15 protein-coding genes and 3 tRNA genes are annotated in these 22712 nt (G+C 61.4%); 2 read left to right on the plus strand and 16 right to left on the minus strand.

Annotated elements, in window-relative coordinates; genetic code table 11:
* Window positions 1–16 precede the first annotated feature (16 nt).
* The 10 genes from JFN93_RS18575 to JFN93_RS18620 form a co-directional block, all read right to left on the minus strand.
* Window positions 17–92 (minus strand) — tRNA-Lys (locus JFN93_RS18575).
* 51 nt (window positions 93–143) lie between these two features.
* Window positions 144–221 (minus strand) — tRNA-Glu (locus JFN93_RS18580).
* Between the two features lie 5 nt (window positions 222–226).
* Window positions 227–302: transfer RNA gene (locus JFN93_RS18585), tRNA-Lys, on the minus strand.
* Window positions 303–413: 111 nt separating this feature from the next.
* Complete coding sequence (locus JFN93_RS18590) at window positions 414–1709, minus strand: adenylosuccinate synthase (protein ID WP_199385629.1); 1296 nt, start codon at window positions 1707–1709, stop codon at window positions 414–416.
* Window positions 1702–3021: an ATP phosphoribosyltransferase regulatory subunit gene (locus tag JFN93_RS18595; RefSeq protein ID WP_199385630.1), complete on the minus strand. Its 1320-nt coding sequence runs from the start codon at window positions 3019–3021 to the stop codon at window positions 1702–1704. The genes JFN93_RS18590 and JFN93_RS18595 overlap by 8 nt, the downstream gene beginning before the upstream one ends.
* Window positions 3022–3301: 280 nt before the next feature.
* Window positions 3302–4714: a hypothetical protein gene (locus JFN93_RS18600; protein ID WP_199385631.1), complete on the minus strand. Its 1413-nt coding sequence runs from the start codon at window positions 4712–4714 to the stop codon at window positions 3302–3304.
* Window positions 4715–4958: 244 nt separating this feature from the next.
* Window positions 4959–5237 (minus strand): coiled-coil domain-containing protein, encoded by a 279-nt coding sequence (locus JFN93_RS18605; RefSeq protein WP_199385632.1) that lies wholly within the window; start codon window positions 5235–5237, stop codon window positions 4959–4961.
* A 233-nt stretch (window positions 5238–5470) separates the two neighbouring features.
* Window positions 5471–6982 (minus strand): alginate export family protein, encoded by a 1512-nt coding sequence (locus JFN93_RS18610; RefSeq protein WP_236021809.1) that lies wholly within the window; start codon window positions 6980–6982, stop codon window positions 5471–5473.
* Between the two features lie 472 nt (window positions 6983–7454).
* Entirely contained in the window at window positions 7455–7868 is a 414-nt protein-coding gene (mce, locus tag JFN93_RS18615; RefSeq protein ID WP_199385633.1) for a methylmalonyl-CoA epimerase, read from the minus strand.
* 105 nt (window positions 7869–7973) lie between these two features.
* On the minus strand, window positions 7974–9629 hold the full coding sequence (locus JFN93_RS18620) for an acyl-CoA mutase large subunit family protein (RefSeq protein WP_199385634.1): 1656 nt from the start codon (window positions 9627–9629) through the stop codon (window positions 7974–7976).
* A 410-nt stretch (window positions 9630–10039) separates the two neighbouring features.
* On the opposite strand from JFN93_RS18620, the gene JFN93_RS18625 reads away from it, so the two are divergent.
* Window positions 10040–10252 (plus strand): hypothetical protein, encoded by a 213-nt coding sequence (locus JFN93_RS18625; protein WP_199385635.1) that lies wholly within the window; start codon window positions 10040–10042, stop codon window positions 10250–10252.
* 174 nt (window positions 10253–10426) lie between these two features.
* Here the strand turns inward: JFN93_RS18625 and JFN93_RS18630 are convergent, their stop codons facing one another.
* From JFN93_RS18630 to JFN93_RS18650, 5 genes are all read right to left on the minus strand, one after another.
* Window positions 10427–13333: an ATP-binding protein gene (locus JFN93_RS18630; protein WP_199385636.1), complete on the minus strand. Its 2907-nt coding sequence runs from the start codon at window positions 13331–13333 to the stop codon at window positions 10427–10429.
* Window positions 13334–13430: 97 nt separating this feature from the next.
* Window positions 13431–15155, minus strand: a complete 1725-nt coding sequence (locus JFN93_RS18635; RefSeq protein ID WP_199385637.1) for an acyl-CoA carboxylase subunit beta — start codon at window positions 15153–15155, stop codon at window positions 13431–13433.
* 753 nt (window positions 15156–15908) lie between these two features.
* Window positions 15909–17186, minus strand: a complete 1278-nt coding sequence (locus tag JFN93_RS18640; protein ID WP_199385638.1) for a (Fe-S)-binding protein — start codon at window positions 17184–17186, stop codon at window positions 15909–15911.
* Between the two features lie 134 nt (window positions 17187–17320).
* A complete protein-coding gene (locus JFN93_RS18645; protein ID WP_199385639.1) occupies window positions 17321–18700 on the minus strand; it encodes an FAD-binding oxidoreductase in 1380 nt (459 codons plus the stop codon).
* A gap of 198 nt (window positions 18701–18898) precedes the next feature.
* Entirely contained in the window at window positions 18899–20158 is a 1260-nt protein-coding gene (locus JFN93_RS18650) for a lactate racemase domain-containing protein (RefSeq protein ID WP_407931892.1), read from the minus strand.
* 267 nt (window positions 20159–20425) lie between these two features.
* On the opposite strand from JFN93_RS18650, the gene JFN93_RS18655 reads away from it, so the two are divergent.
* Window positions 20426–22465, plus strand: a complete 2040-nt coding sequence (locus JFN93_RS18655) for a sodium-translocating pyrophosphatase (protein ID WP_199385641.1) — start codon at window positions 20426–20428, stop codon at window positions 22463–22465.
* Window positions 22466–22514: 49 nt separating this feature from the next.
* Here the strand turns inward: JFN93_RS18655 and JFN93_RS25370 are convergent.
* The coding region (locus JFN93_RS25370) for a hypothetical protein (protein ID WP_215907810.1) at window positions 22515–22712 on the minus strand (198 nt) is incomplete at its 5' end.

Genomic DNA, 22712 nt, shown 5'->3' on the forward strand with positions numbered 1-22712 from the left:
TCGGGCGTTGGTAAAGTGGTGAGCCGCGTTGGGATCGAACCAACGACCACCTGATTAAAAGTCAGGTGCTCTACCAACTGAGCTAGCGGCTCACATGGAAGGGGGACAGTCTCTTTTGGAGGGTCTGTCCCCTTATTTGAAATTGGCGTCCCCTGCCGGATTTGAACCGGCGTCGCCGCCGTGAAAGGGCGGTGTCCTGGGCCGGGCTAGACGAAGGGGACGTAAATGGTGAGCCGCGTTGGGATCGAACCAACGACCACCTGATTAAAAGTCAGGTGCTCTACCAACTGAGCTAGCGGCTCATAGCTGCTCCGGCAGGCAAGAACAGCTTTATAACAAATCTATTTCAGCCGGTCAACAGTTTTGTTTCCTGCCGGCCGATTTTTTTCATTAGCGACCGGAAGAAACCTTCCCTACTTCCCGAACGGGTTCCGCAGCAGGATGGTTTCGTCGCGACGCGGGCCGACGGAGACCATCACCACTTCGGTGCCGGCGAGTTCCTCGATGCGGGCCACGTACTTGCGGGCGTTTTCCGGCAGTTCCGCCATCGTGCGGGCCTTGGTGATGTCCTCGGTCCAGCCGGGGATCTCTTCGTAGATCGGGCGGCACTGCTCCATGATCTCAAGGCTCGCCGGAACCTCGTCCAGCACCTGGCCGTTGTAGGTGTAGCCGGTGCAGACCTTCACGGTCTCCAGGCCGGAGAGGACGTCGAGCTTGGTGAGAGCGATACCGGAAAGACCGTTCACCCGGACCGCGTAGCGGGCAACCAGCGCATCCCACCAGCCGGTGCGGCGCGGACGTCCGGTGGTGGCGCCGAACTCGCCGCCTACCTGGCGCAGGCGCTCCCCGGTTTCGTCCTCGAGCTCGGTCGGGAACGGACCGCTACCGACGCGGGTGGCGTAGGCCTTGGAGATGCCGATCACCTCGTGGATCTCGCGCGGGCTGACGCCGGAGCCGGTGCAGGCGCCGCCGGAGCAGGTCGAGGAGGAGGTGACGTAGGGATAGGTGCCGTGGTCGACGTCGAGCAGGGTCCCCTGCGCGCCTTCGAAGAGCAGGCTCTTGCCGGCCTTGATCTCCTTGTGCAGGAGGAGCGAGGTGTCGGCGGCGTACTTGCGGAGGATCTCGGCGTACGGCATGTACTCGTTGTAGATCTCCTCGAAGGTGAACGGCTTCTCCCCCAGAAGCTGGGTGAGGAGCAGGTTCTTCTCTTCCAGGACGTCCTTCACCTTGCGGGTGAACGCCTTCTCGTCGAGGAGGTCCATGAGGCGGATGCCGCGGCGCCCGGTCTTGTCCTCGTAGGCCGGCCCGATGCCCCGGCCGGTGGTCCCGATCTTCTTGGAACCGCTCTTCGCTTCGCGGGCGATGTCGATCCGCTTGTGATACGGCATGATCAGGTGCAGCGCCTCGGAAAGGACCAGCGCCGAGTCGTCCTGCAGGCGGCCGCTGGCCTTGAGGTTGTTGATCTCCCGGATGAACACTTCCGGGTCGAGCACGACGCCGTTGCCGATGACGCATCTCTTTCCGTCATGGAGAATGCCGGACGGGATCAGATGCAGGACCACCTTCTGGTCCCCGACGACCAGGGTATGCCCGGCGTTGTTTCCGCCCTGGTAGCGCACCACGTCATCGGCAAACTCGGTATAGATGTCGACGACTTTTCCCTTTCCTTCGTCGCCCCACTGGGCGCCAATAACAACGACGTTAGCCATGATTCTCCCCTTCTGGTTCTAAGTTGGGTAATCCTTTTTCGAGAAGTAATTCTTTCTTTATCGCGCGCCCGGCCCGGTCCGACACCCGGACCAGGTAGGCCTCGTCCTCGGCGCATTCGGCGGCGCCGATCACCAGGATGGTCCTGATGTTCATGGTGCGCGCGTAGGCGAGCGAGCTGTCGAGATCGCGTTTGATGATGTCCCGGGCGCAGGTGTAGCCGAGCTTTCTCAACTGGGCCGCTACCTCGAGCGCCTCGCGCCGGTCTTCCTTCTGGTTGAAGATGAGGAAGTCGCGGCTACGGCTGGCCTGCACTTCCGGCCGCTGCGAGAGCGCTCCGAGCAGGGTCATGATGTTGAAGGCAAATCCGGTGGCCGGGCAGGGGAAACCGTAGTTCGCGGTAAGTTCGTCGTAACGCCCGCCGCTGCAGACCGCTTCGCCGACTCCGGGGACGAAGCCTTCGAAGGTGATGCCGCTGTGGTAGTCCAGCCCGCGGATCTCGCCCAGGTCGATGGTGAGGTGCTGGGAAAGGCCGTGGATCTCCAGGATGGAGATGACCTGCCGCAGGTTGTCCAGGGCCCGCTTGGCGCGGTCGCTGCTTTGCACCTTGGCAGCGGCGGTGAGTACCTCGGGGCCGCCGAAGAGCCGGGGCAGGAGTGCGATTTCTTCCTTCACCCGGTCCGGAATCCGCTCCCCTTCAAGGATTGCGGAGAGGGCGGAGACTTCCTTCTTGGCGATCGCCTCGCGCAGGCGCCGGGCGCCGTTTGCCGAGAGGTCCGCCTCTTCCAGGATGCCGCGGTAGAAATCCACCTGCCCCAGGTCGATCTTGAAACCCTCGAAACCGAGCTCCTGCAGCACCTCGACCGCCATGGCCACCATCTCGGCGTCCGCCTCGGGGGAGTCGAGACCGAAAAGCTCCACGCCGGACTGGAAGATCTCGCGGCTTTTGCCGGAGGCGCTTTCGGTCTGGCGCAGCACTTTGCCGTTGTAATAGATCCGGTGGGGGAGCGGGAGTCCCTTCATCCGGGTCGCGACGATCCGGGCGACCTGCGGCGTGATGTCCGGGGGGATCGCCAGGAGTCGGCCGGACTGGCGGTCCTCGAAGCGGAAGGTCTTGCTGCGGAGCTCCTCGCCCATGGCCAGCGCGAGGACGTCTTCGTATTCAAGAAGGGGGGTGATGATGCGCCTGAAGCCCCACAGCTGAAACACGCGGTGGATGCGGGAGGCGATGTAGGTGATCTGGTCGGCGGTTTCCGGGAGGAAATCGTTTACCCCTTTGGGGAGCGGGGCTTCTATGGACGATAGGTCGTTCACTGTCGTTCCTAACTGGTCTTTTCAGCCGCCGGGAAGGCGGCCGTGGGCCAAAAAACAAAAAATCGTAACAGTATACCCTGGCGATGTCAACGAATTAATGGGCTGCACAAGCGCAGCACTTTAATGCTTTTGATGCCAGGTCCGTCATTGCCAGGGCGGTTGCCAGCCCGGTGGGAGCGCCATTTCTGGCGCGCTTTTCCCGGGGATCAGGGGGCCTCTTCCCTGTCATGACCTTCGCCTTGAAGGGGAGGGGATCCTTGTGGGCAGCCTTCCCATGGTGTCACGGTACCGGCATCAACCGGAGGGCGCTTCCCCCCTTGGACAGCAGCCCTTCCTTCTGGACCACCTCGAGGAGAACCAGTTTCCGCCCCGCCGGCTCGTAGGCAAAATCGGAGAGGTAGTTCTGGATCTTGTGGGAGCGCCAGCGCTCCTCCAGCGAACTCCCGTTCCAGGTGAAAAGGGCCACGGTATAGCGCGAGAAGGAGCGGGAGTCGCCGATGACCCAGGTACCCTCGTTTTGCGGTACCACGATCTCCCCCTTTTCGGTGACCAGGATGCGCTGGTCGAGGAAGCGCTTGCGGAACTGCATTCCGGTAATCCGCTGGTAGTCGGCATCGCGGCGGCGGAAAAAGGTTTCGCTGCCGCCGAACTTGTCGCTGCTGCGCCAAAGTTCCTCACCCTGGTCCGAATAGACGACCAGGTAGCCCCCTTCGCTGAAGACGATCAGGTGCGCCCTGCCTTCCTGGTCCACAAAGCGGTTGAAGTTGAAGATGTTGCCGTACCGGGGCATCTTGATCGGGTTTTTCAGCTGCACTTTCCCGTTCTCAAAAGCCGCCTCGTAGACGTCGCCGTAGAAGTCTTCGTTCTGGCTGACCTCTTGGGCGTAAAGCTTACGCGGTCCACCGCCGAGGGAGATGACCCGGAACAGGTAGTGGAGGTCCTGGGCGAGCAGCCGCAGCTTGTTGCCGTCTCGGGTGTAGATGCGGGAAACCGGGCCGTCATCGTCGGTGAGGGTGGCGTAGACCAGGGTGGAGCCGTTGGCCTCCAGCGTGTCCAGCGCGATCAGCTGGGCCCGGAGCGGGAGCTTCTCGCTGGCGAGGGTGACGACCCGGTTTCCCTCGACGCGGCAGAGCTGAATCTGGTTCTCCCGGGCGAGGACCCACTCACCGTTCCCGGACGGTGCGGCCGCACCAATACCGCGCAGCGCACCTTCAATGCGCTGGCTGATCCACTCCTCCTGGGTTTTCGCCGGTGCCACCGCCACCGGTGCCGGGGCGGGAATCGGTTGGGTCGGCCGAGCCGCGACTACCTTGACGATTTCAGCGCGCAGCTTGGCGGCAACCTTCCCGATGGCGGGAATCAGGGCGTCCTGATTATCCCCCTGTTCGTAGACCGAGGCGATCGGCTTGCCCTGGGGCAGCGCTGCGCTGGCGTCCAGGCTGAAAACCTTGCCGATCTGGGTGTAGGAGCTGTTGATGATGACGTCGGCTTCCGCCGCGCTGGGAACCGCGATGACCCCCTCGCCGTTCAGGCGGTTGGCTAACAGGAACTGCAGCGTGGTCATGAGGCCCGAGTCGCCGGGGGGTGTCGCTTTCATCTCGGCGACGTAGGCGCGGATCGATTCGGCGTGCGCCGGGGTGGTGATGATGAGGGCGGCAAGCAGGAGAAGGAGGAAGGTGAAGGTTCTTTGCATGAGAGCTCCCGTCGTGTCGGATCGCGAGAAAGTATGGCACTTTTTCCCGAAGGTTGGCGGCGTTCGTTGTCGGTGGGAACCGGCTTACGTACGTCCCCGACCTTCGGAAACCTCGCGCAGGTTAGCACGAATGGGAGGCGATTTGAATGTATTTCCGCACGGCGGCGGGCAAAAAAAGGGGGCGGTTTGGGGCCGCCCCTTTCGCAGTTTGGGAAGGTGGTGGGGCGGCTCAGGCCGCTTTTGCTCAGGAACCTCCGCTCTCCTCGAGACGACGCAGCTGCTCATTGGTCTCCCGCAGTTTCTGCTGGAGTTTTTTCAGCTCGTCGGGCGAATAGGCCCGGGTCCCTTTCTTCAGCTCGCGGTTGAGCTTGTGGACCCTTTTCTGGAGATCATCCACCTGGTCCATGCAATTTCTCGAGGTGAGGAGGCACTCGTCTCGCTGGTTTTGCGACGTCTGCGCGAAGGCTGGAACCGTCGCCGCCACCAGAAACGATGCCAGCACAGGGAAGGCTGCTGCTCTCATACGTCCTCCTTTATTAAAAGAAGTTAACAACGGATCTCAATTAAACAGCAGATGTGGTGGTTGTCAATATTCAAAAGAGGATAGCCGCGGAGGAGTCTGTCGGTGGGGATGAGGGAGTACTTCGAGAGAGGGTAAAGCGGTAGTGTTAATACGCCGGGTTAGCCTGAGACCAGGCAATGAAAAAGGCCGGAGAGCGAACTCTCCGGCCTTTTTGAATGAGGCGTCGTTGGTTCTTAGAACACGTAGTTCACGACAACGCGTGCGGTGTAGGGGTTGTCCGGGGTCTTGCCGTTGGCAGCAGCGTCTTTGTAGAAGTCGCCGAGGACCAGGTAGGCACCCTGGAGGCTGGTAGTGAGATTATCGAAGACTTTGTAGCCGACTTCGACGTTCCCCTCGTAGCCGAGGATGTTGCTGTCGCCGCTTTTGGACATGCCGTTGATCTGGTTTTTGTTGTCCTTGGCAACGGCGCCGATGCCGACGTTGGTGTTGACGAACGCCTTACCGAGCGGCAAGTCGTAGCCAGCAAATGCGGTGATGATACCTTTGCCGGAGTTGTTCAGGTCGAAGACCAGCGCCCGGTCGGTACCGGCGGTTGCCTGGGGATGACGGAAGAAGAGCATCGAATTGGATTCAAAGAAGGTGTGGCCTGCTGTGGTAGCACCACGCTCATCGATGGTCTGGAAGTCGGTACGCTTGTCACCGCCGGTCCCTTGGGAGCCACTGATGTACAGTGCGGTGATCCTAGCGGTACCAGGGCCAGCTTGGCACTTGCCGGCGAGGTTGGCGGCGAAGGCGCTAACGGACTGGCGCTTGATCTGCCTTGCGGCAAGAGAGGCCGCGTCGGGGTTGGCAGCGCTGTTCACGAAATTGCCGCCGAGCTCGCCGAACTGATAAAGGAAGAAGCCGCTCCAGGATGCCGGCCCGACGTTGCCGGCAGCGTTAGCGCCAACGTAGTTGATCAGGGTGCGCGGAGTAGCAAGATTTTTGAGCACGTCGCTGTAAAGAGCGTAGTAGTCTGCCCCGACGCTGAGGTCTTTGCTGACGTTGTACTTGCCGCCGATGTTGTAGAAATCGCGGGTAAGGTTGCCGACTTGGGTGTTGGTGCCGACCGCGGCAGCGTCAAGGTAACCGCTGGCTGCACCGGTCAGGTTTGCCGGGACGGTGATGGCGTCGTCAAAACGGAAGAAAGAGGCGTTGATGGTGGCGTTTTGCAGTTTCGCGGTTGCGACCACACCTGCAGCGTCATTGTTGAAGATGATCCCTTTGTAGGCGTCGGTGAAGCCCTGGACACCGACTTTGAAGTTCATCGGGGTGCTGGGCAGATTGAAGTCGAGGTAGATGTTCTTGGTTTCAAGGTTGGTCTGGTCAGCACCAACGCCGCCGCCGTTGTTGCGGAAGGAGTTGTTGGAGTTGTAGGAGTTGTCGCCGAAACGGGAGTCGAATTCGAAGTGGGTGACCAGTTTCAGGTTGTCGTTGGCCTTGGCGATGTACATAAGGCGCAGGCGCTGCTCGATGTAGGTGTTGGTGTTCGGCTCGCCGGTTTTGACTACGGCGCCAGTGGCTTGGCTGATGTTGGTGCCGTTCAGGTTGACCGCGCCGGCGCCGCCATCGTCAAAGTTGGAGAGAATCCCTCTCACCCTGAAGTTGCCGTGAAACTCGTTTTCCAGCGCCATTGCCGGGACTGCGGTAGCTGCGGACAGGGCTCCGACTGCAGCAACTGCCAAGATCTGTTTCTTCAAGCTCATGTGATACCTCCTGGGGTTGTTGATCGACGTGCGACCAAAATAACATGTGGTGAATCCGCCACTTCATTACGAGGTGCCAAACCGTAATAAAGTAGAGGTCCAGCCTGTTTAAACAAAGGCCCTCGTTCCCCTAGAGATTGGCATCAGTGGGGGGAGCGAGGGCCCTTTTGTATCAGCGTGGATCCGGCTCATTCATCAGCAATAGTAACTCCGGTCAGTGAGCGAGACGCTCCTGTGCAGTTGTCCTACGGTTGGTACGGATGAGCAAAATGCTGTTATAGAAAACTGGCCTTACTTTACAATTATTCAAACAAATGTCAACCAAAAAAAATGATTTTATGTAGTCGTAACAATGCCCCGCACTGGTGGAGCTTTGTTTTGGTTTGTTTTGCGGCCGAAATTATCACAACAGTGATGTGGGTTAAATGTATCGCTTGGAGATATTTAATATGGCAATATTAATTTGGTCCAATCAGTGGCCGCACTCAGAGCATTGGCAGATTTCGGTAAGCACCCCGTTGCTGCTTTTGGGATGGACGAAGGCAATCTGTGCGCCGTGGGCGCCCTTTCTCGGCTTCTCGTCGATCATGCGTGCTCCGCTTGCAACCAGCGCTGCAATGGCCGCCTCGATATCGGCGACCTCATACGCCACGTGGTGGATTCCCGGGCCGTTCTTCTCGATGAATTTGGCAACCGGACTCTCCGGCGAGGTCGGCTCCAAAAGCTCGATCTTCGATTCCCCCACCGAAAGGAAGGCAACCCGCACTTTCTGGTCGGCGACTTCCTCGGTCCCCTGCAGGGTCATCCCGAGGGCATCCCGGTAAAAGGGGATCGTTTCATCCAGCGATTTCACGGCGACACCAAGATGGTTGATCTTCTTCAGCATAGGTAATCCTCCTTTTAGTTATGGACTTAAATAGTAAAGGGCCGCGGAAGAGGGCGGGAAGGTCCCGACCCGCCTCTCCGCGGCCCGTTTTGTTACGTTAAGGAATTAAAGGACCACCGTCTCCCGGTGCACGCCGAACACCTCGCGCAGCACGTTGGCGATCTCGCCCAAGGTGGCGTAGCTCTTCACCGCATCGAGGATGAACGGCATCAGGTTGTCGGTCCCTTGCGCGGCGCCGGCAAGAGCCTTCAGGGTTGCTTCCACCTTGGCGTCGTCGCGCTGCCCCTTCATCTTGGCCAGCGCGGCCTTCTGGCTGAGTTCGACCTCTTCCTTCACCTTAAGGAGCCCCTCGGGGGCCTTCTCCGCCACGGTGAACTTGTTCACCCCGACGATGATGGTCTCGTTCTTCTCGATGGAGCGCTGGTAGGCATAGGCCGAATCCTGGATTTCCTTCTGCTGGAAGCCGCGCGAGATCGCCTCGACCGCGCCGCCCAGGGCGTCGATCCGCTCGATGTAGGCGGTGGCCTCCTTCTCGATCTGGTCGGTGAGCGACTCGACGAGAAAGCTTCCGGCCAGCGGGTCGGCGGAGTCGGCGACGCCGGATTCGTAGGCGATGACTTGCTGGGTGCGGAGCGCGATCCGGACCGAGTCCTCGGTCGGAAGCGCCAGCGCCTCGTCGCGGGAGTTGGTGTGCAGCGACTGGGTCCCGCCCAAGACCGCGGCAAGGGCCTGGAGGGTGACGCGCATGATGTTGTTGTCCGGCTGCTGCGCGGTGAGGGTGCAGCCGGCGGTCTGGGTGTGGAAGCGGAGCATCATGGAGCGCGGGTCTTTGGCCTTGAAGCGGTCCTTCATGATCTTCGCCCACATCCGGCGCGCGGCGCGGAACTTCGCCACCTCTTCCAAAAGGTTGTTGTGCGAGTTGAAGAAGAAGGCGAGCCGCGGCGCGAACTGGTCCACGTCGAGCCCGGCCTTGATGGCGGCATCGACGTAGGCGATACCGTCGGCCAGGGTGAAGGCGACTTCCTGGACCGCGCTGGAGCCGGCCTCGCGGATGTGGTAGCCGGAGATGGAGATGGTGTTCCACTTGGGGACGTTGTCCTTGCAGTAGGCGAAGATGTCGGTGATGATCCGCATCGACTCCTTGGGCGGGTAGATGTAGGTGCCGCGGGCCATGTACTCCTTGAGGATGTCGTTTTGGATGGTGCCGGAGATCTGGGCCGGACTCACCCCCTGCTTCTCGGCCACGGCGATGTACATGGCGAGCAGGATCGAGGCGGTGGAGTTGATGGTCATCGAGGTGGAGACCTTGTCCAGCGGGATCCCGTCGAAGAGCACTTCCATGTCGGCCAGAGAGTCGACGGCGACGCCGACCTTGCCCACCTCGCCGCGCGCCATCGCCGCGTCCGAGTCGTACCCCATCTGGGTCGGGAGGTCGAAGGCGATGGAGAGACCGGTCTGGCCGGCGGAGAGGAGGTACTTGTAGCGCTCGTTGGACTCGGCGGCGGTGCCAAAGCCCGCGTACTGGCGCATGGTCCAGAACCGGCCGCGGTACATGGTCGGCTGGACGCCCCGGGTGAAGGGGTACTGACCGGGGAAGCCGAGCTGCTCGTCGTACTGCGGGTACTCGAAATCGGGAGCGAAGCAGCGCTCGACCTCAAGGTCGGACGAGGTACGGAACGATTCCTGGCGCTCCGGCGCCTTCGCGAGGTTCTTCTTGACGACAGTCTCCTGCCAAGCCTGTTTGTTTTCGGAAATGCTCATGGTGCTCTCCTGGCCGATGGTGTATTGGGTGAAGCAGTTCTAGTGAGAGATAACATCGTAATATGCCGAACCGCCCTCTGAATCAAGAAAATTAATTTTTCTAATTGAACTAAAACGGCACCGGAATACGATTTTTGATGTTCTACTTTTAAAATGGTGATCTGCTTTTGTGTCTACCAGTGAAAACAGCGAGTTACGCTCAGAAAAGTCCGGTCTGGCCTTCCCGGGTCGTTTTATTTTTGCGAGAATTATAAAATGCCGGTAGGGTCAGTAAAACAAAAATCGTTGTAACATGTTGTTTTAAAAGGATTTTTCCGCAAAAAGTGCTTGATATTAAAAATTGGTCCCTCTATAGTCGTTACAAAAATTAAGTTTTTGCGTCCCGAATCCGGGATGAAAAGGAGATCCACATGCAATGCCCCGTCTGCAAAAACCATGATAGCGAGAGCATCGAACTGCGTTCCGGCGGGTTCAACGTAGGGCTTCGCGAGTGCCGCACCTGCGGCTCGGCCTGGTCGGTGAACCACGGCGCCGTCGCCATCGTCAACGACTCCCAGGCCGCCACCTTTCTCGAAGCGCTTTCCGAGTGCGTCGAGGGGGATCAGTTCTTCGCCGCAGCGTAAACGCGGGGGGCAAGGACTGGGGGCTGGGGGACCAGCCAGAACCCATGGACATTAATCAGTGGCAAACCCTCAGTTGGTATTGCCAAACTTCCTAAGCTGATAAACAGAGGGCTCCGATTTTCGGAGCCCTCTGTTGTTTTATGCAGGTTTTTCTTCCGGTCTCCGCTGTGCCTTTTAGGCGAGGACCGCCTGGAGGTACTCGCCGGTGACGGTCCGCTTTTCCTTCTCGACCTGGGCCTCGTCGACCTCGACGAACTTCTCGTCCGGGGTGATCTTGAAGAGCGGCTGACCCTTGGAGACGATGGTGCCGTCGCCGCCGGTGATGACGATCTTGTCGATGGTCCCGGAGAAGGGAGCGTAGATCTTGTTGAACATCTTCATGACTTCGATGATGTAGAGCGGCTGCCCCTTTTCGAAGTGCATCCCTTCGCTGACGAACGGGGGCATGCCCGGGGCTTCCTGGCCGTAGTACATGCCGCCGCAGACGGAGACGATCTCGTCGGCCTTGGTGGCTGGCGGCGGAACCAGGATCTTCTTCATGCGGGCCTGCAGCTCCGGGTCGGTGAGGTGCTCGGGGATGGTGATCTCCAGGTCGTCCTCCACCTTGAGGTCCCAGAACTTGGTGGCGATGCCGACCTGGAACAGGATGCCGAGCATCTCCAGGCCTGCCTCGTAGCCGAAGTGGGCGGAGCGGATCTGCTCCCACTTCTCGGCGTCGAAGCCCCCCTGCGGCTTGTCGTTGGCGAGGATCTCGGTCAGCTTGTGGTACTCGTCGCGGGCCAGGCCGAAGTGCTGGCGGATGGTGCGCGAGAAGGCGAGTGCCTGCTGCAGAAGCTCGTTGTCGTGGCTCCAGATGATCTCGGCGGCCGGCTTGTGGGGACGGTACCCCATGTGCAGGTACTCGTAGGTCTCGTTCAACACCCCGACCGGGTTTCTCAGCCAGACCACCTTCCCCTTCTCGTCCATCCGGAAGTTCTTGGTGTTCATCGACAGCCACCCGGAGAGGAGGTGCGGATCGCCCAAAAGGCGCTCGATCGGGCGGGTAATCAAGGTCCCTTTGCGGTCGAGCAGGCTGGAGATGTTCTTGGCCTCCTTGGCGGCCACCTCGGGCTCGCTGGCGAAGGCGTCGCTGATCTTCTTCTGGTAGTACTTCTTCATCTGCAAAAACGCGTAGACCGGGTCGATCTTGTTCGCGGTTTCCTTGAGCAGGCCGACCAGGGTCAGGTAGGGGACCACGAAGCGGGTGGTCGGCTTGGCCATGACGTTGCGCCCCAGGAACCAGTTGACCAGGCCGTAGTGGAACTCGAGGTTGGTGGCGAGCTCAGAGCCGCGCAGGGTGGTGGAGCGGATCACCTCGCTCATGTGCTCGTAGCTGTCCTGGCGGTTATCGCCCTTGGTGAGGAGCAGCGCGATGTTGGAGTCGTAGGCGCCGGCGACGCGGTATTTCATGAACATCCCGGTGTCCGGGTTGAGCATGCTGATCCCCTGGTCGTCGCGGATCTCCCCTTCGATCGGCTTGGACCAGTAGCGGATGATCCCGCCGGCGTGCGGCGAAAGCGATGCGTCGGTCGCGTTCAGGCGCGCCTCGACGGAGGCGTTGAAACGGACGATGCGCTCCGGGCGCGGCAGCCGCTTCTTGTGCTCGGCAAGCAGAGCCATCGCCTCGACGAGGCTCTCGACCATGAAGAAGTCCTTCGGGTCGTCCGGGTTGGTGAACTTCAGAGCATAGCAGAGCTCGGTGACCCGGTGCTCGACCTGGATCCTGGTGTTCACCTCCATGAAGTAGTGGCGGTCGCGGTCCACGATGCACTCGAAGGTGGAGGCGGAGTCAAGGCCTACCGCCTTGCCGAAGCGCTCGCTCTGCTCCTCCATCCGCTTGAGGACCTGGAGATCGCTCTCCAAAGCCTTGACCTGCTCCGGCTTGCCGGCGGCCTTGGCGCGCTCGATCTCGGCCATGAGCCCTTCCTGGGTCACCGAGACCTCGAGGAGTTTCTGCTCGTGCATCTGCAGGGAGCAGTCGCGGCCCCCCAGGGCGATGCACCATTCGCCGTTGCCGAGAAGCTGGATCTCGTTGTGGCGGGTCTGCTCGATGTTGAGCTCGATCAGGATGTTCTTGTTGTCCCCCACCCCGTTGGCTTTCACCTCGTTCAGGATCTCGCGCACCAGACCCGGGGCCTCGGCGCACTCCTTGGCGATCAGCGCGTCGTCGGGGTTTTTGACGTTCAAAAGGCCGGCGCCCAGAAGACGCTGTCCCTTCCCACCGCCGCCGCCGATCGCCTTGAGACGGATCCGGCTCTGGGGGAACTTCTTGAACATCTCGGCCGCTTCGGTCTGGACCTGGGCGCAGAGCTCCTCGATCGAGAAGAGGTCGATCCCCTTGTCGTAGGAGGCGTAGAGGATGTGGTCGGCGAGCTCCTCCAGGGAGAGGTTCTTGTCGTCCAGGATCTTCTTGTCCACCTTGAGCCCGTCGGAGTTGGCGAGCGCCACCAGCTTCTCGCGGCTGGAGTGCTTCTTGACCAGGGTCCGGGCGGTGACGTTGTCGATACCGGGGGTAACCGAGACGTCCACCGAAAGTGCGGTGCGCTTGGCCTCGTCCTTCTTGCCGGCGCCGGCCTGGGTGGCGGAGCAGGGGCCGATGAACTTGAGGCCGGCCTTCTCGATGGCCGCGACGAACTCGTCGTCCTCGGCCATGAAGCCGTAGCCGGCGAAGATGGAGTCGTAGCCGTTATCGAGCGCGATGCCGATGATCTGGCCGATGCGCTCGACGCGCTCTTCTTTGCTCGCGCCGGTGTAGTCGGGTACCCGGTGCACGCGGTTGGAGTCGGTCAGGGTGCGCAGCTCGGGAGCCAGCGCGTTCGGGTAGACGATGGAGTCCTTCTCGGAGAGGAGGATCCCGAAATGGGTGATCCCCATCTCGGCGTAGACGTCCATCGCCTCCTTGCGGATCGGCCCGCGGCAGACGATGAGCGGCTTGAGGTTCTCGCAGGAAAACGAGGCGACCCAGGGGGAGGAAGCCTTGCCGAGGCGGCGGTCCCGGTGGATCAGCGGATTGTGGGTGTACTTTTCAGAGGTATATGCCATCGGTCTTTATCTCCAATCGGAAAATATGAAATGGGTGATTTCAGATCGTCCAGCGCGCGGTCCGGGCAGCGGAAGCGCCCGGGCCGCGGCCTCGCTCTTAGTGGAACTCGCGCTGCACCGCCATCATCGGGCCGGGTTTGTAGTGGCGCAGCAGGAAGTTCATGTTCTCGCCCAGGACCTTGCGAAGGTCGGTCGGCATGACCAGCGAGGAGATGGAACCGAGGCTCAGCGCCTCCCTCGGGTTCATCAACTCTTTCTCGTAGCGCAGGTTGAGGACCGCCTCTTCCGCCTTGAGCCACTCGGCGGCTTCCTTCTCGGCGTCCGCTTTGGCGGCTTCCGGCTTCACGCCGGCTTCGACGCGCTCCTGGGTGCCGCGTTTGACCCGTTCCATGACCGCACTGCGGATCTTGCGCAGCTCGTCCTTGTAGACGAACTCCTTGCCGGCCGGACCCATGACCGCGAGGCGGGTGGTGGGAAGGGCCAGGACGAGGTCCGCGCCGGTCGGGTAGTTGTTGTAGGAAGCGTAGGCCCCGCCGTAGGCGTTCCGGATGATGAGCAGGATGCGCGGGGTCCGGATGTCGACGATGGAGTCGAGCATGGCGCGGCCGGCGTGGACGATGCCGCGGGATTCCTGCTCGCGACCCGGGAGGAAGCCGGTGGTGTCTTCCATGAAGATGATCGGGATGTTGTAGATGTTGCAGAAGCGGTTGAAGCGGGCGATCTTGTACGCCGCGTCGCAGTCGATCTGGCCGGAGTCGACCGCCGAGTTGTTGGCGACGAAGCCGACGACGTTGCCGCCCAGGCGCCCGAAAGCGGTGACCACGTTGCGGGCACGGGTCGGCTGGAGTTCGAAGTAGTCACCGTGGTCGCAGATCTGCTGGATGATGATCGAGACGTCGAACGGGGTGTTGAAGCCGGTCGGGGAGTTGAACGCCTTTTTGAACAGGGTGTTAATCTCCCAGGTCTTGCGGTCCAACGGATCGGTGGTCGGGATGAAGGGGGCGGCCACCGAGTTGTTGTCCGGAATGTACTTGAGGAGCTCGACGGCGATGCGCAGCGCGCCGACCTCGTCCTCGGCGGTCAGGTCGACGACGCCGGACTGGCTGTGGACTTTCGGTCCACCCAGTTCTTCCGGGGTGATGTCCTCGCCCAGGACGCTCTTGACGACCCCGGGGCCGGTGAGACCGAAGAAGGTCTCCTTGGGCTGGATGACGAAGCTCCCCTGGCGCGGCAGGTAGGAACCGCCGCCGGCGTTGAAGCCGAACATGCACATGATGGAGGGGACCACGCCGGAGATCCTGCGCAGCGCGGTAAAGGCCTCGGCGTAGCCGTCGAGACCGCCCACCCCGGCCGGAACGAAGGCGCCGGCGGAGTCGTTCATCCCGATGACCGGGATCCCCTTCTCGGCGGCCATCTGGAAAAGAAGCGCCAGCTTGCGGCCGTTGGTGGCGTCGATGGAGCCGGCGCGCACGGTGAAGTCATGGCCGTAGAGGGCGACGTCGCGACCCTGGATGTTGAGGATGCCGGTGACCAGCGAGGCGCCGTCCAGGTTCTTGCCCCAGTTCTGGAACAGGATGTTGGGCTCTTCCTCGGTGAGGACCTTGATCCTCTCCCAGACCGTCATCCTTTTCTTGAAATGCTGTTTCTCGACCTGGTCGATCTTCACCGACTTGATCGGGCGCTGGATCAGGTCGTGGCCGGCCTGCATCGCCTCTTCGTAGCCGCCGGTGGCGCGGGCGATCTCACCGGGGATGTTGAACTCGATCTTCTGCTCTTCGATGAACGGGTTTTTCAATGAGGGTTTGATTGCTTTATTGGACATGGGCTCATCCTTTCCGTGAATGGGGTGATAAGAGATTGATGGGGGTACGACTCATGGGCACTCCTCCGACCGATAGAAATTTCAGGCTTTAAAGCCGATAGCACATGCAAAGACCGGCGCGTGGGCGCCGGCCGCGGGGAGCGGGGGCCGAAGCGGTCCGGCCGGGCGTTCCGGACACAAGGGCCGGAAGCTGCCGCCTCGAAGAGGAGGCCTTTGTCGTCGAGCCGGATCGGAGGCGGTATCGGGGCGGGCTTTTTCCTTTACGTACACGGAAAAGCGACGGTGGCGGAAGCCCGTCCCCTGCTGCTGCTCGACTGGGTGCCTGCGTTCGGGAGGGTGTCCGCAAACGGTTGGCGAAAACTAGCTTGTGACTAGGTTCTGCCTGAGGCAGGAAGGGGCCAACAAGGGTTCCGCGATCGGTGGTGGGGGATGCAACCTGCTGTTTTAAAACGGGACGCCTGGGGATATCTCCCTGATATTATTGGCAGAAACGTAATTCTGCGGGCCCTGTGCAGGGAAAATGCGCATTCCGTGTCCGGTTTTGACCGGTGGTGGGGAACCATGGTTGCTGCCGGGAAAACGGAATCAAGAACTGATGTTCTATTGGTGACGTGAACGTAAGCCTACATAAGGTTTTGCTTGGCAAAAGTCAATAAAAAAAACGACGTATACGAGAAAATACGCCGAAAAACAGGGGGTTGGAGGGAGAAGGAAAAAAGGGGGGGGAGGGGCGGGAGCGGCGCGGGCGCCGCGTCACCGCCGGATCTTTGACGCGAGAAGCTGTACGGTGTGGATAACCTTTGTTTTATCGCCGGCCTGTTTCAGGCCGTCGGAGAGCTGCATCATGCAGCCGGGGCAGCCGGTGGCGACCGCGTCCGCACCGGTGGCCTGGATCGCGGCGGTCTTGCCGGCATTGATCTTCATGGAGCTGTCGTAGTGGTAGACGTTGAAGGTTCCCCCCAGGCCGCAACACTTGTCGGCTCCTTCCATCTCGACGAGCTGGACCCCCGGCGTCGCGGTGAGCAGCCGGCGCGGCTCCTTGGTGATGCCCGCGGTGCGCAGGTGGCAGGGGTCGTGGTAGGTGACCTTGAGGTTTTCGCCCCCGCCGGTCTCCTCCGGGTTGAAACCGAGTTTCTGCAAAAGTACCGCGGTATCGATGCACTTGTCCGCCAGCGCCTTGAGGCGCTCGGCGAGCTCCGGGTTGCGTTTGCCGACCACCAGGGGATAGAGGCGGTGCAGTGCGCCGCCGCAGGTGGCGCAGGAGGTGACCACGTAGTCGGCGCGGCAGGCTTCCAAGACGGCCAGGTTCTTTTCGGCAAGCTCGCGGACGGTGTTGATGTCGCCGCCGGACATGGCGGGGAGGCCGCAGCAGTTCTGCAGCTTCGGGATCACCACGGTGCATCCCATGTGCTGCAAAAGGGCAAGCGTCGCCTCGCCGATCTCGGTGTAGACGAAGTTGCTCATGCAGCCGACGAAGAAGGCGACCCGCGGCTGGCCCGGCTTTCCCGGGATCTCTTCCGGGTGCCGTTTCAAAAACGGTTTCTTGGCGAGCTGCGGGATGTGGCGCGTCCCCCCCAGGAAGGGGAGCGGGAACCGGAGCCTTAAACCCGAGGTGGCGGGGACCTTGCGGAAGAAGAGCGGCCCGAGGATGCGTGCGGCCAGGGCGCCCAAGTTCATGAGGGAGCGGTTGGCGACCACCCGGCCTACCGCCTGGTGGAAGGTGGTCAGGCCGCGCTGCTGCGCCAAGGCCTCGCGGGCGGCGACCACGATCTCGTCGGTGGGGACGACGTTGGGGCACTTTTCCACGCAGCTGCCGCACAGAAGGCACTTGGACATGGCGGCATAGCTGCCGTCGTCCAGGGTGATGTCCCCCTTCATGATGTGCTGGGCGAGGGCGACCTTGCCGCGGGCGACCGCCGGTTCTCTCTGGAAGGCGGAGAAGGCGGGGCAGTTGGCCCGGCACGCTCCGCACTTGACGCATTTTTTAAGCTCTTTCTCCACCCGCTCCAGCGGGGAGTTCTTCTTGGTCATCGTAAGCTTCTTTCCTTAAAATCCATGACAGTATCCCCCCTTCCCTTGCGGGGGAGGGACGTTTGGGCGATTGCTCCGCAAAAAAACAGGGTGCACCCCGAAAGTTTTCCGCGAGGTGAGCGGGTCGGGCTAGGTCACGCCGGGAACATCTTCCCGGGATTGAGGATGTTGTTCGGGTCCAGCGCCCGCTTGATCCCCTGCATCACCCCGATCTGCTCGGCGGAGAGCTCCAGCGGAATGTACGGCTGCTTGGCCAGCCCCACGCCGTGTTCGCCGGACATGGTCCCGCCCAGATCGAGCGCGGCCTGGAAAACTTCCTTGATCGCCTGGTGCGCCTTCTCTTCCTGCCCGGCTTGCGACTTGTCGATCATGATGTTCACGTGGATGTTGCCGTCGCCGGCGTGGCCGAAGTTCACGATCGGGATGTCGTAGCGCTGCTGGATCACCTCGATCTTCCGGATGACGTCGGGCACCTTGCTGCGCGGCACCACGATGTCCTCGTTGAACTTGTCCGGGTTCACGTCGCGCAACGACGGGGAGACCAGCCGGCGCACCCGCCAGAGCTCCTCGCTTTCCGCCGCGTTCTTGGCGACGCGGAACTGCACCAGCCCCAGCGGCTGGATCAGGTCGTGGATGGCGCCGGCCTGCTTTTCGATCAGGTCCGGATCGCCGTCGACCTCGATCAGAAGCACCGCGCGACCCTCGGCAGGAAGCCCGAGGTTGAAACGGCGGTCGACGCAGGTAAGGGTGGCGTGGTCCATGAACTCCAGGGTGGTCGGGATGATCTTCCCCTTGATGATGGTCGAGACCGCCTGGGCGGCGCCGTCGATGGAGTCGAAGACGGTGAGCATGGTCTTCTTGGCCGCCGGGTAGGGGAGGAGCTTGAAGATGATCTTGGTGATGATCCCCAGCGTCCCTTCCGAGCCGCACAGAAGCTTGGTGAGGTCGTAGCCGACCACCCCCTTCACGGTTTCGCCGCCGGTCCGGATGATCTCGCCGGTCGGCACGACCACCTCGAGACCCATGACGAAATCCTTGGTCACCCCGTACTTGACGGCGCGGGGGCCGCCGGCGCATTCGGCAACGTTTCCCCCCAGGGTGGAGAACTTGAGCGACGCCGGGTCGGGAGGGTAGAAAAGGCCGAGCTTCTCCACTTCTATCTGGAACTGCTCGGTGACCACCCCTGGCTCGACCTCGGCCACCAGGTTGTCGGTGTCGATGCGCAGGATCTTGTTCATCCTGGTGGTGACGAGCACCACGCCCCCCCCCTTGGGCAGGGCGCCGCCGGTGAAGCCGCTCCCGGCGCCGCGGGGAAAGACCGGGAACTTTTCGACATTGGCGAGCTTCAGGATCTGGGATACCTCGTTGGCGTCGGCGGGATGCACGACGCAGTCCGGAAGAAATTCCATCTGGGTGGCGTCGTAGCCGTAGCAGATCAACTCCTGCGCGCCGGTGGCGAAGTTCTCCGCTCCGACGATCTTCTTCAACTGTTCCATTACCTGCGGTTTCAGCATGCGTTACCTTTCATCGGCACGGTAGTGCCTATTAAAGAAGTTAGTGTGATTAAAGAAGTTGGTAACCATCAACCCCATCCTCACCCTGTCCCTCCCCTTGAAGGGGAGGGGACGTGAAGGGAGGTGCGGGGCAATAGCAGCCTCTAAGCTCCGAACATGTTGGCCAACACAGTGGGAGCGCCATCGCTGGCGCGAATACTATTTCAATACCGGCAGCACCGCGCCCCCTTCGGGAATGAGGTAGCTGGTGTAATCCTTCGGGAGCCAGTCGGCCGCCAGGTCGAGCGCCTGCTTGAGGTCGCGGGCCGGGGTCATCCCCATGGTCCGCACTTCCTCTTCGGGCAGGGAGGTGACCAGGATCACCCGGAAGCGTCCCGCCTTCTCCTTCACCGACCAGGCGGTCTGACCGTTGATCTCGTAGCGCCGGCGCAGCGCCGTTTCCAACTCGGCGCAGGTGGGATAGCCGAACCAGTTGAAAAAGGTCGGGTTCCCGTGTCCGTCGCGGCATTCGGCCAGCAGGATCATCACCCCGCCCGGCTTGAGCGCATGGCTGCCGTACTCCATCGACTTGTGCGCCTGTATTGTATTTATGTCCTTCGGGAAGCCCCCGCAGGAAACCACCACCAAGTCGGCGAGCTCGGCGACCGGATAGCTGAAATGTGCCGAGAGAAAACTGCACCCTTCCCGGTGCGCCTCCCGCCAGTCACCGGCAAAGGCGGCGACGATCTTCTTGTCGGCGGAGAGAACCGTGTTCAGGATGAACTCCGGCGGGCGCATGGCGCAGGCTTCGTACATCGCCTGGTGCACCGGGTTCCCCTCCAGATTCGCCGTTACCGCGAGCTTGCTTTTGCCGGTTCCCTCTCCCGGGTTCAGGACGGCAAAGTGGCTGGCCATGCAGCTCTTCCGGCTGGCGACGCCGGGGAGGATGCTTTTGCGTCCTCCTCCGAAGCCGGCGAAGTAATGGAAGGTCACGGTGCCGGTGAGGATGAGGCGGTCCGCCTCGGCCACGGTCCGGTTCAGTTCGACCGGTACGCCGGTGGAGGTGTTGCCCAAATAGATGAGCTGCCCGGGATCGTCGCAGTCGTGGTCGCTGACCCGAATCCTCCCGAACAGCGAGCCCAGGATCTTGCGATGCTCGGGTTCGGTCTGCTTGCGGTGGATCCCCAGGGCAATGACGATCTCGATGTCCCGGTCCGGGATGCCGGCACGGTTCAGACGATCGACCAGGATCGGAAGATACACCTCGCTCCCGGTGGCGCGGGTGATGTCCGAGGTGACGATCACGACCTTTTCCCCGGCCTGGAAGCGGCTCAGCTGATCGGCGCAGCCGTCAAGGGCGCGCTCGACCAGTTCCTCGGGGGCGCCGGCGGGGGAGATTCCCTGGGGGCGCAGCACGGCAAGCACACGCTCCGGTGGGAGCTCGGCGGGAAACACGTTGTCGCCGCAGCGGAAGTCGATCATGCCGGTCCTCCCTCGGTTACCTGCCAGTCATGCATATCCATAGCACCAGCCGTTTCCGGGCCAGCGCTCATGATACATATTCGGATCTGAATGCGCAACATCTTACGCCGATGGGGCGCGCCAAGCGGGCGTAAAGGTTCGAGCGGGAAACGAAAATTGGTTGACAAATAAATCCATTTAATATAACTCACTTTGGTCTACCATCGCGGCCCCTATGCCGCTGCACTTTTATCCCAGGAATGTTAGAAGAGGAGGATGTTTTCAATGGAACAGTATGCGGTAGTGTTCGCCCTGGTCTGCGCCGTGGTGGCGGTGGCCTACGGGCTCATCTCGGCCAAGTGGATCCTGGGCCTTCCCCAGGGGAGTGACCGGATGCGCCAGATCGCCGCTGCGATCCAGGAGGGGGCGGGCGCCTACATGAAGCGCCAGTACACCATCATCGGGGTCGTCGGCGTGATCATGTTCGTCATCATCGCTGCAACGCTGGGCATCAAGACGGCAGTCGGCTTCGCCATCGGCGCCATCTTCTCCGGCCTTACCGGCTTCATTGGGATGTTCGTTTCGGTCCGCGCCAACGTGCGCACCACCGAGGCGGCAAAATCTGGGATTCACAAGGCCCTCAACGTCGCCTTCAAGGGGGGCGCCATTACCGGCATGCTGGTAGTCGGCCTGGGCCTTTTGGGTGTGGCCGGTTACTACATGGCTCTGCAGATCATGATGCCGGGCGCTCCGGTCAAGGAAGTGGTCAACCAGCTCGTGGGCCTTGGCTTCGGCGGTTCGCTCATCTCCATCTTCGCCCGTCTGGGCGGCGGTATCTTCACCAAGGGGGCCGACGTCGGCGCTGACCTGGTGGGGAAGGTTGAAGCCGGCATTCCCGAGGACGATCCGCGCAACCCGGCCGTTATCGCCGACAACGTTGGCGACAACGTGGGTGACTGCGCCGGCATGGCTGCCGACCTTTTCGAGACCTATGCGGTAACCCTGATCGCCGCCATGCTGCTGGGCGCCATGGCATTCAACAACTTTGCCGGCGCGGTCAACTATCCGCTGATCCTGGGCGGCATCTCCATCATCGCCTCCATCATCGGCACCTTCTTCGTCAAGCTGGGCGCCAATCAGAAGATCATGCCCGCTCTCTACAAAGGGCTGATCGCCTCCGGCGTGCTCGCCTGCATCGCCTTCTACTTCGTCACGGTCCAGATGTTCCCGGACGGCAACCCGACCGGTTACAGCGCCACCAATATCTTCATCTCTGCCATCGTCGGGTTGGTGGTCACCGGTGCCATCTTCTGGATCACCGAGTACTACACCGCCACCGAGTACGGCCCGGTCAAGCATATCGCTCAGGCATCCACTACCGGTCATGCCACTAACATCATTGCGGGTCTCGGCATCTCCATGAAGTCGACCGCCCTCCCGGTTATCGTCATCTCCGCCGGCATCATCGTTGCCTTCAACTGCGCCGGCGTTTACGGCATCGCAGTCGCCGCCGTCTCCATGCTCTCGCTTACCGGTATCGTCGTCGCCATGGACGCCTACGGGCCGATCACCGACAACGCCGGCGGCATCGCCGAAATGGCCGAGTTGGACGACTCCGTTCGTAACGTCACCGATCCGCTCGACGCGGTTGGCAACACCACCAAAGCCGTCACCAAGGGGTACGCGATCGGCTCCGCCGGTCTGGCTGCCGTCATCCTCTTCACCTCCTACGTGGATGAGCTGAAGGCTGCCGGGAAGATCGTCTCCTTCGACCTTTCCAATCCCAAGATCATCGTCGGCCTCTTCCTTGGCGGCATGCTGCCCTACTACTTCGCTGCTCTTTGCATGGAAGCGGTCGGCAAGGCCGGCGGATCGGTCGTTGAAGAGGTCCGCCGCCAGTTCCGTGAGATCAAGGGCATCATGGAAGGGACCGGCAAGCCGGACTACGCCTCCTGCGTGGACATCGTCACCAAGACCGCTCTTCGTGAGATGGTCCTCCCCGGCATCATTCCGATCGCCGCTCCGATCATCATCGGCTTCACCCTGGGCGTCGAGACCCTGGGCGGCGTGATCGTCGGCACCATCGTCACCGGCATCTTCGTCGCTATCTCCATGACCACCGGCGGCGGCGCCTGGGATAACGCGAAGAAATACATCGAAGACGGCTACCACGGCGGCAAAGGTGGCGAGGCCCACAAGGCTGCCGTTACCGGCGACACCGTCGGCGACCCGTACAAAGACACCGCGGGCCCGGCCGTCAACCCGATGATCAAGATCATCAACATCGTCTCCCTGCTCATCGTTCCGCTGCTGAGCAAGATGTAGTCGATGCAATCGTGATGAAAAAGGGCGCTCTTTCCGGAGCGCCCTTTTTTTATGACAGTTGTTCATTTGGCTGTAGGAGCGACATTCGTGTCGCGATAAACGCCCGCAATCGCGACAGGAATGCCGCTCCTACAGGCGATGCCAGCCGATAGCCCTCCCCACCTCGGATTTGGGCGTGTAAAGGATTTTGTGTAAATGCCCCATCGGCTACATAACGGGCATTCTTCCCTCGTAAATGATTGAGAAC

The sequence above is a fragment of the Geomesophilobacter sediminis genome (assembly GCF_016458275.1).
Taxonomy (GTDB): Bacteria; Desulfobacterota; Desulfuromonadia; order Geobacterales; family Geobacteraceae; genus Geomesophilobacter; species Geomesophilobacter sediminis.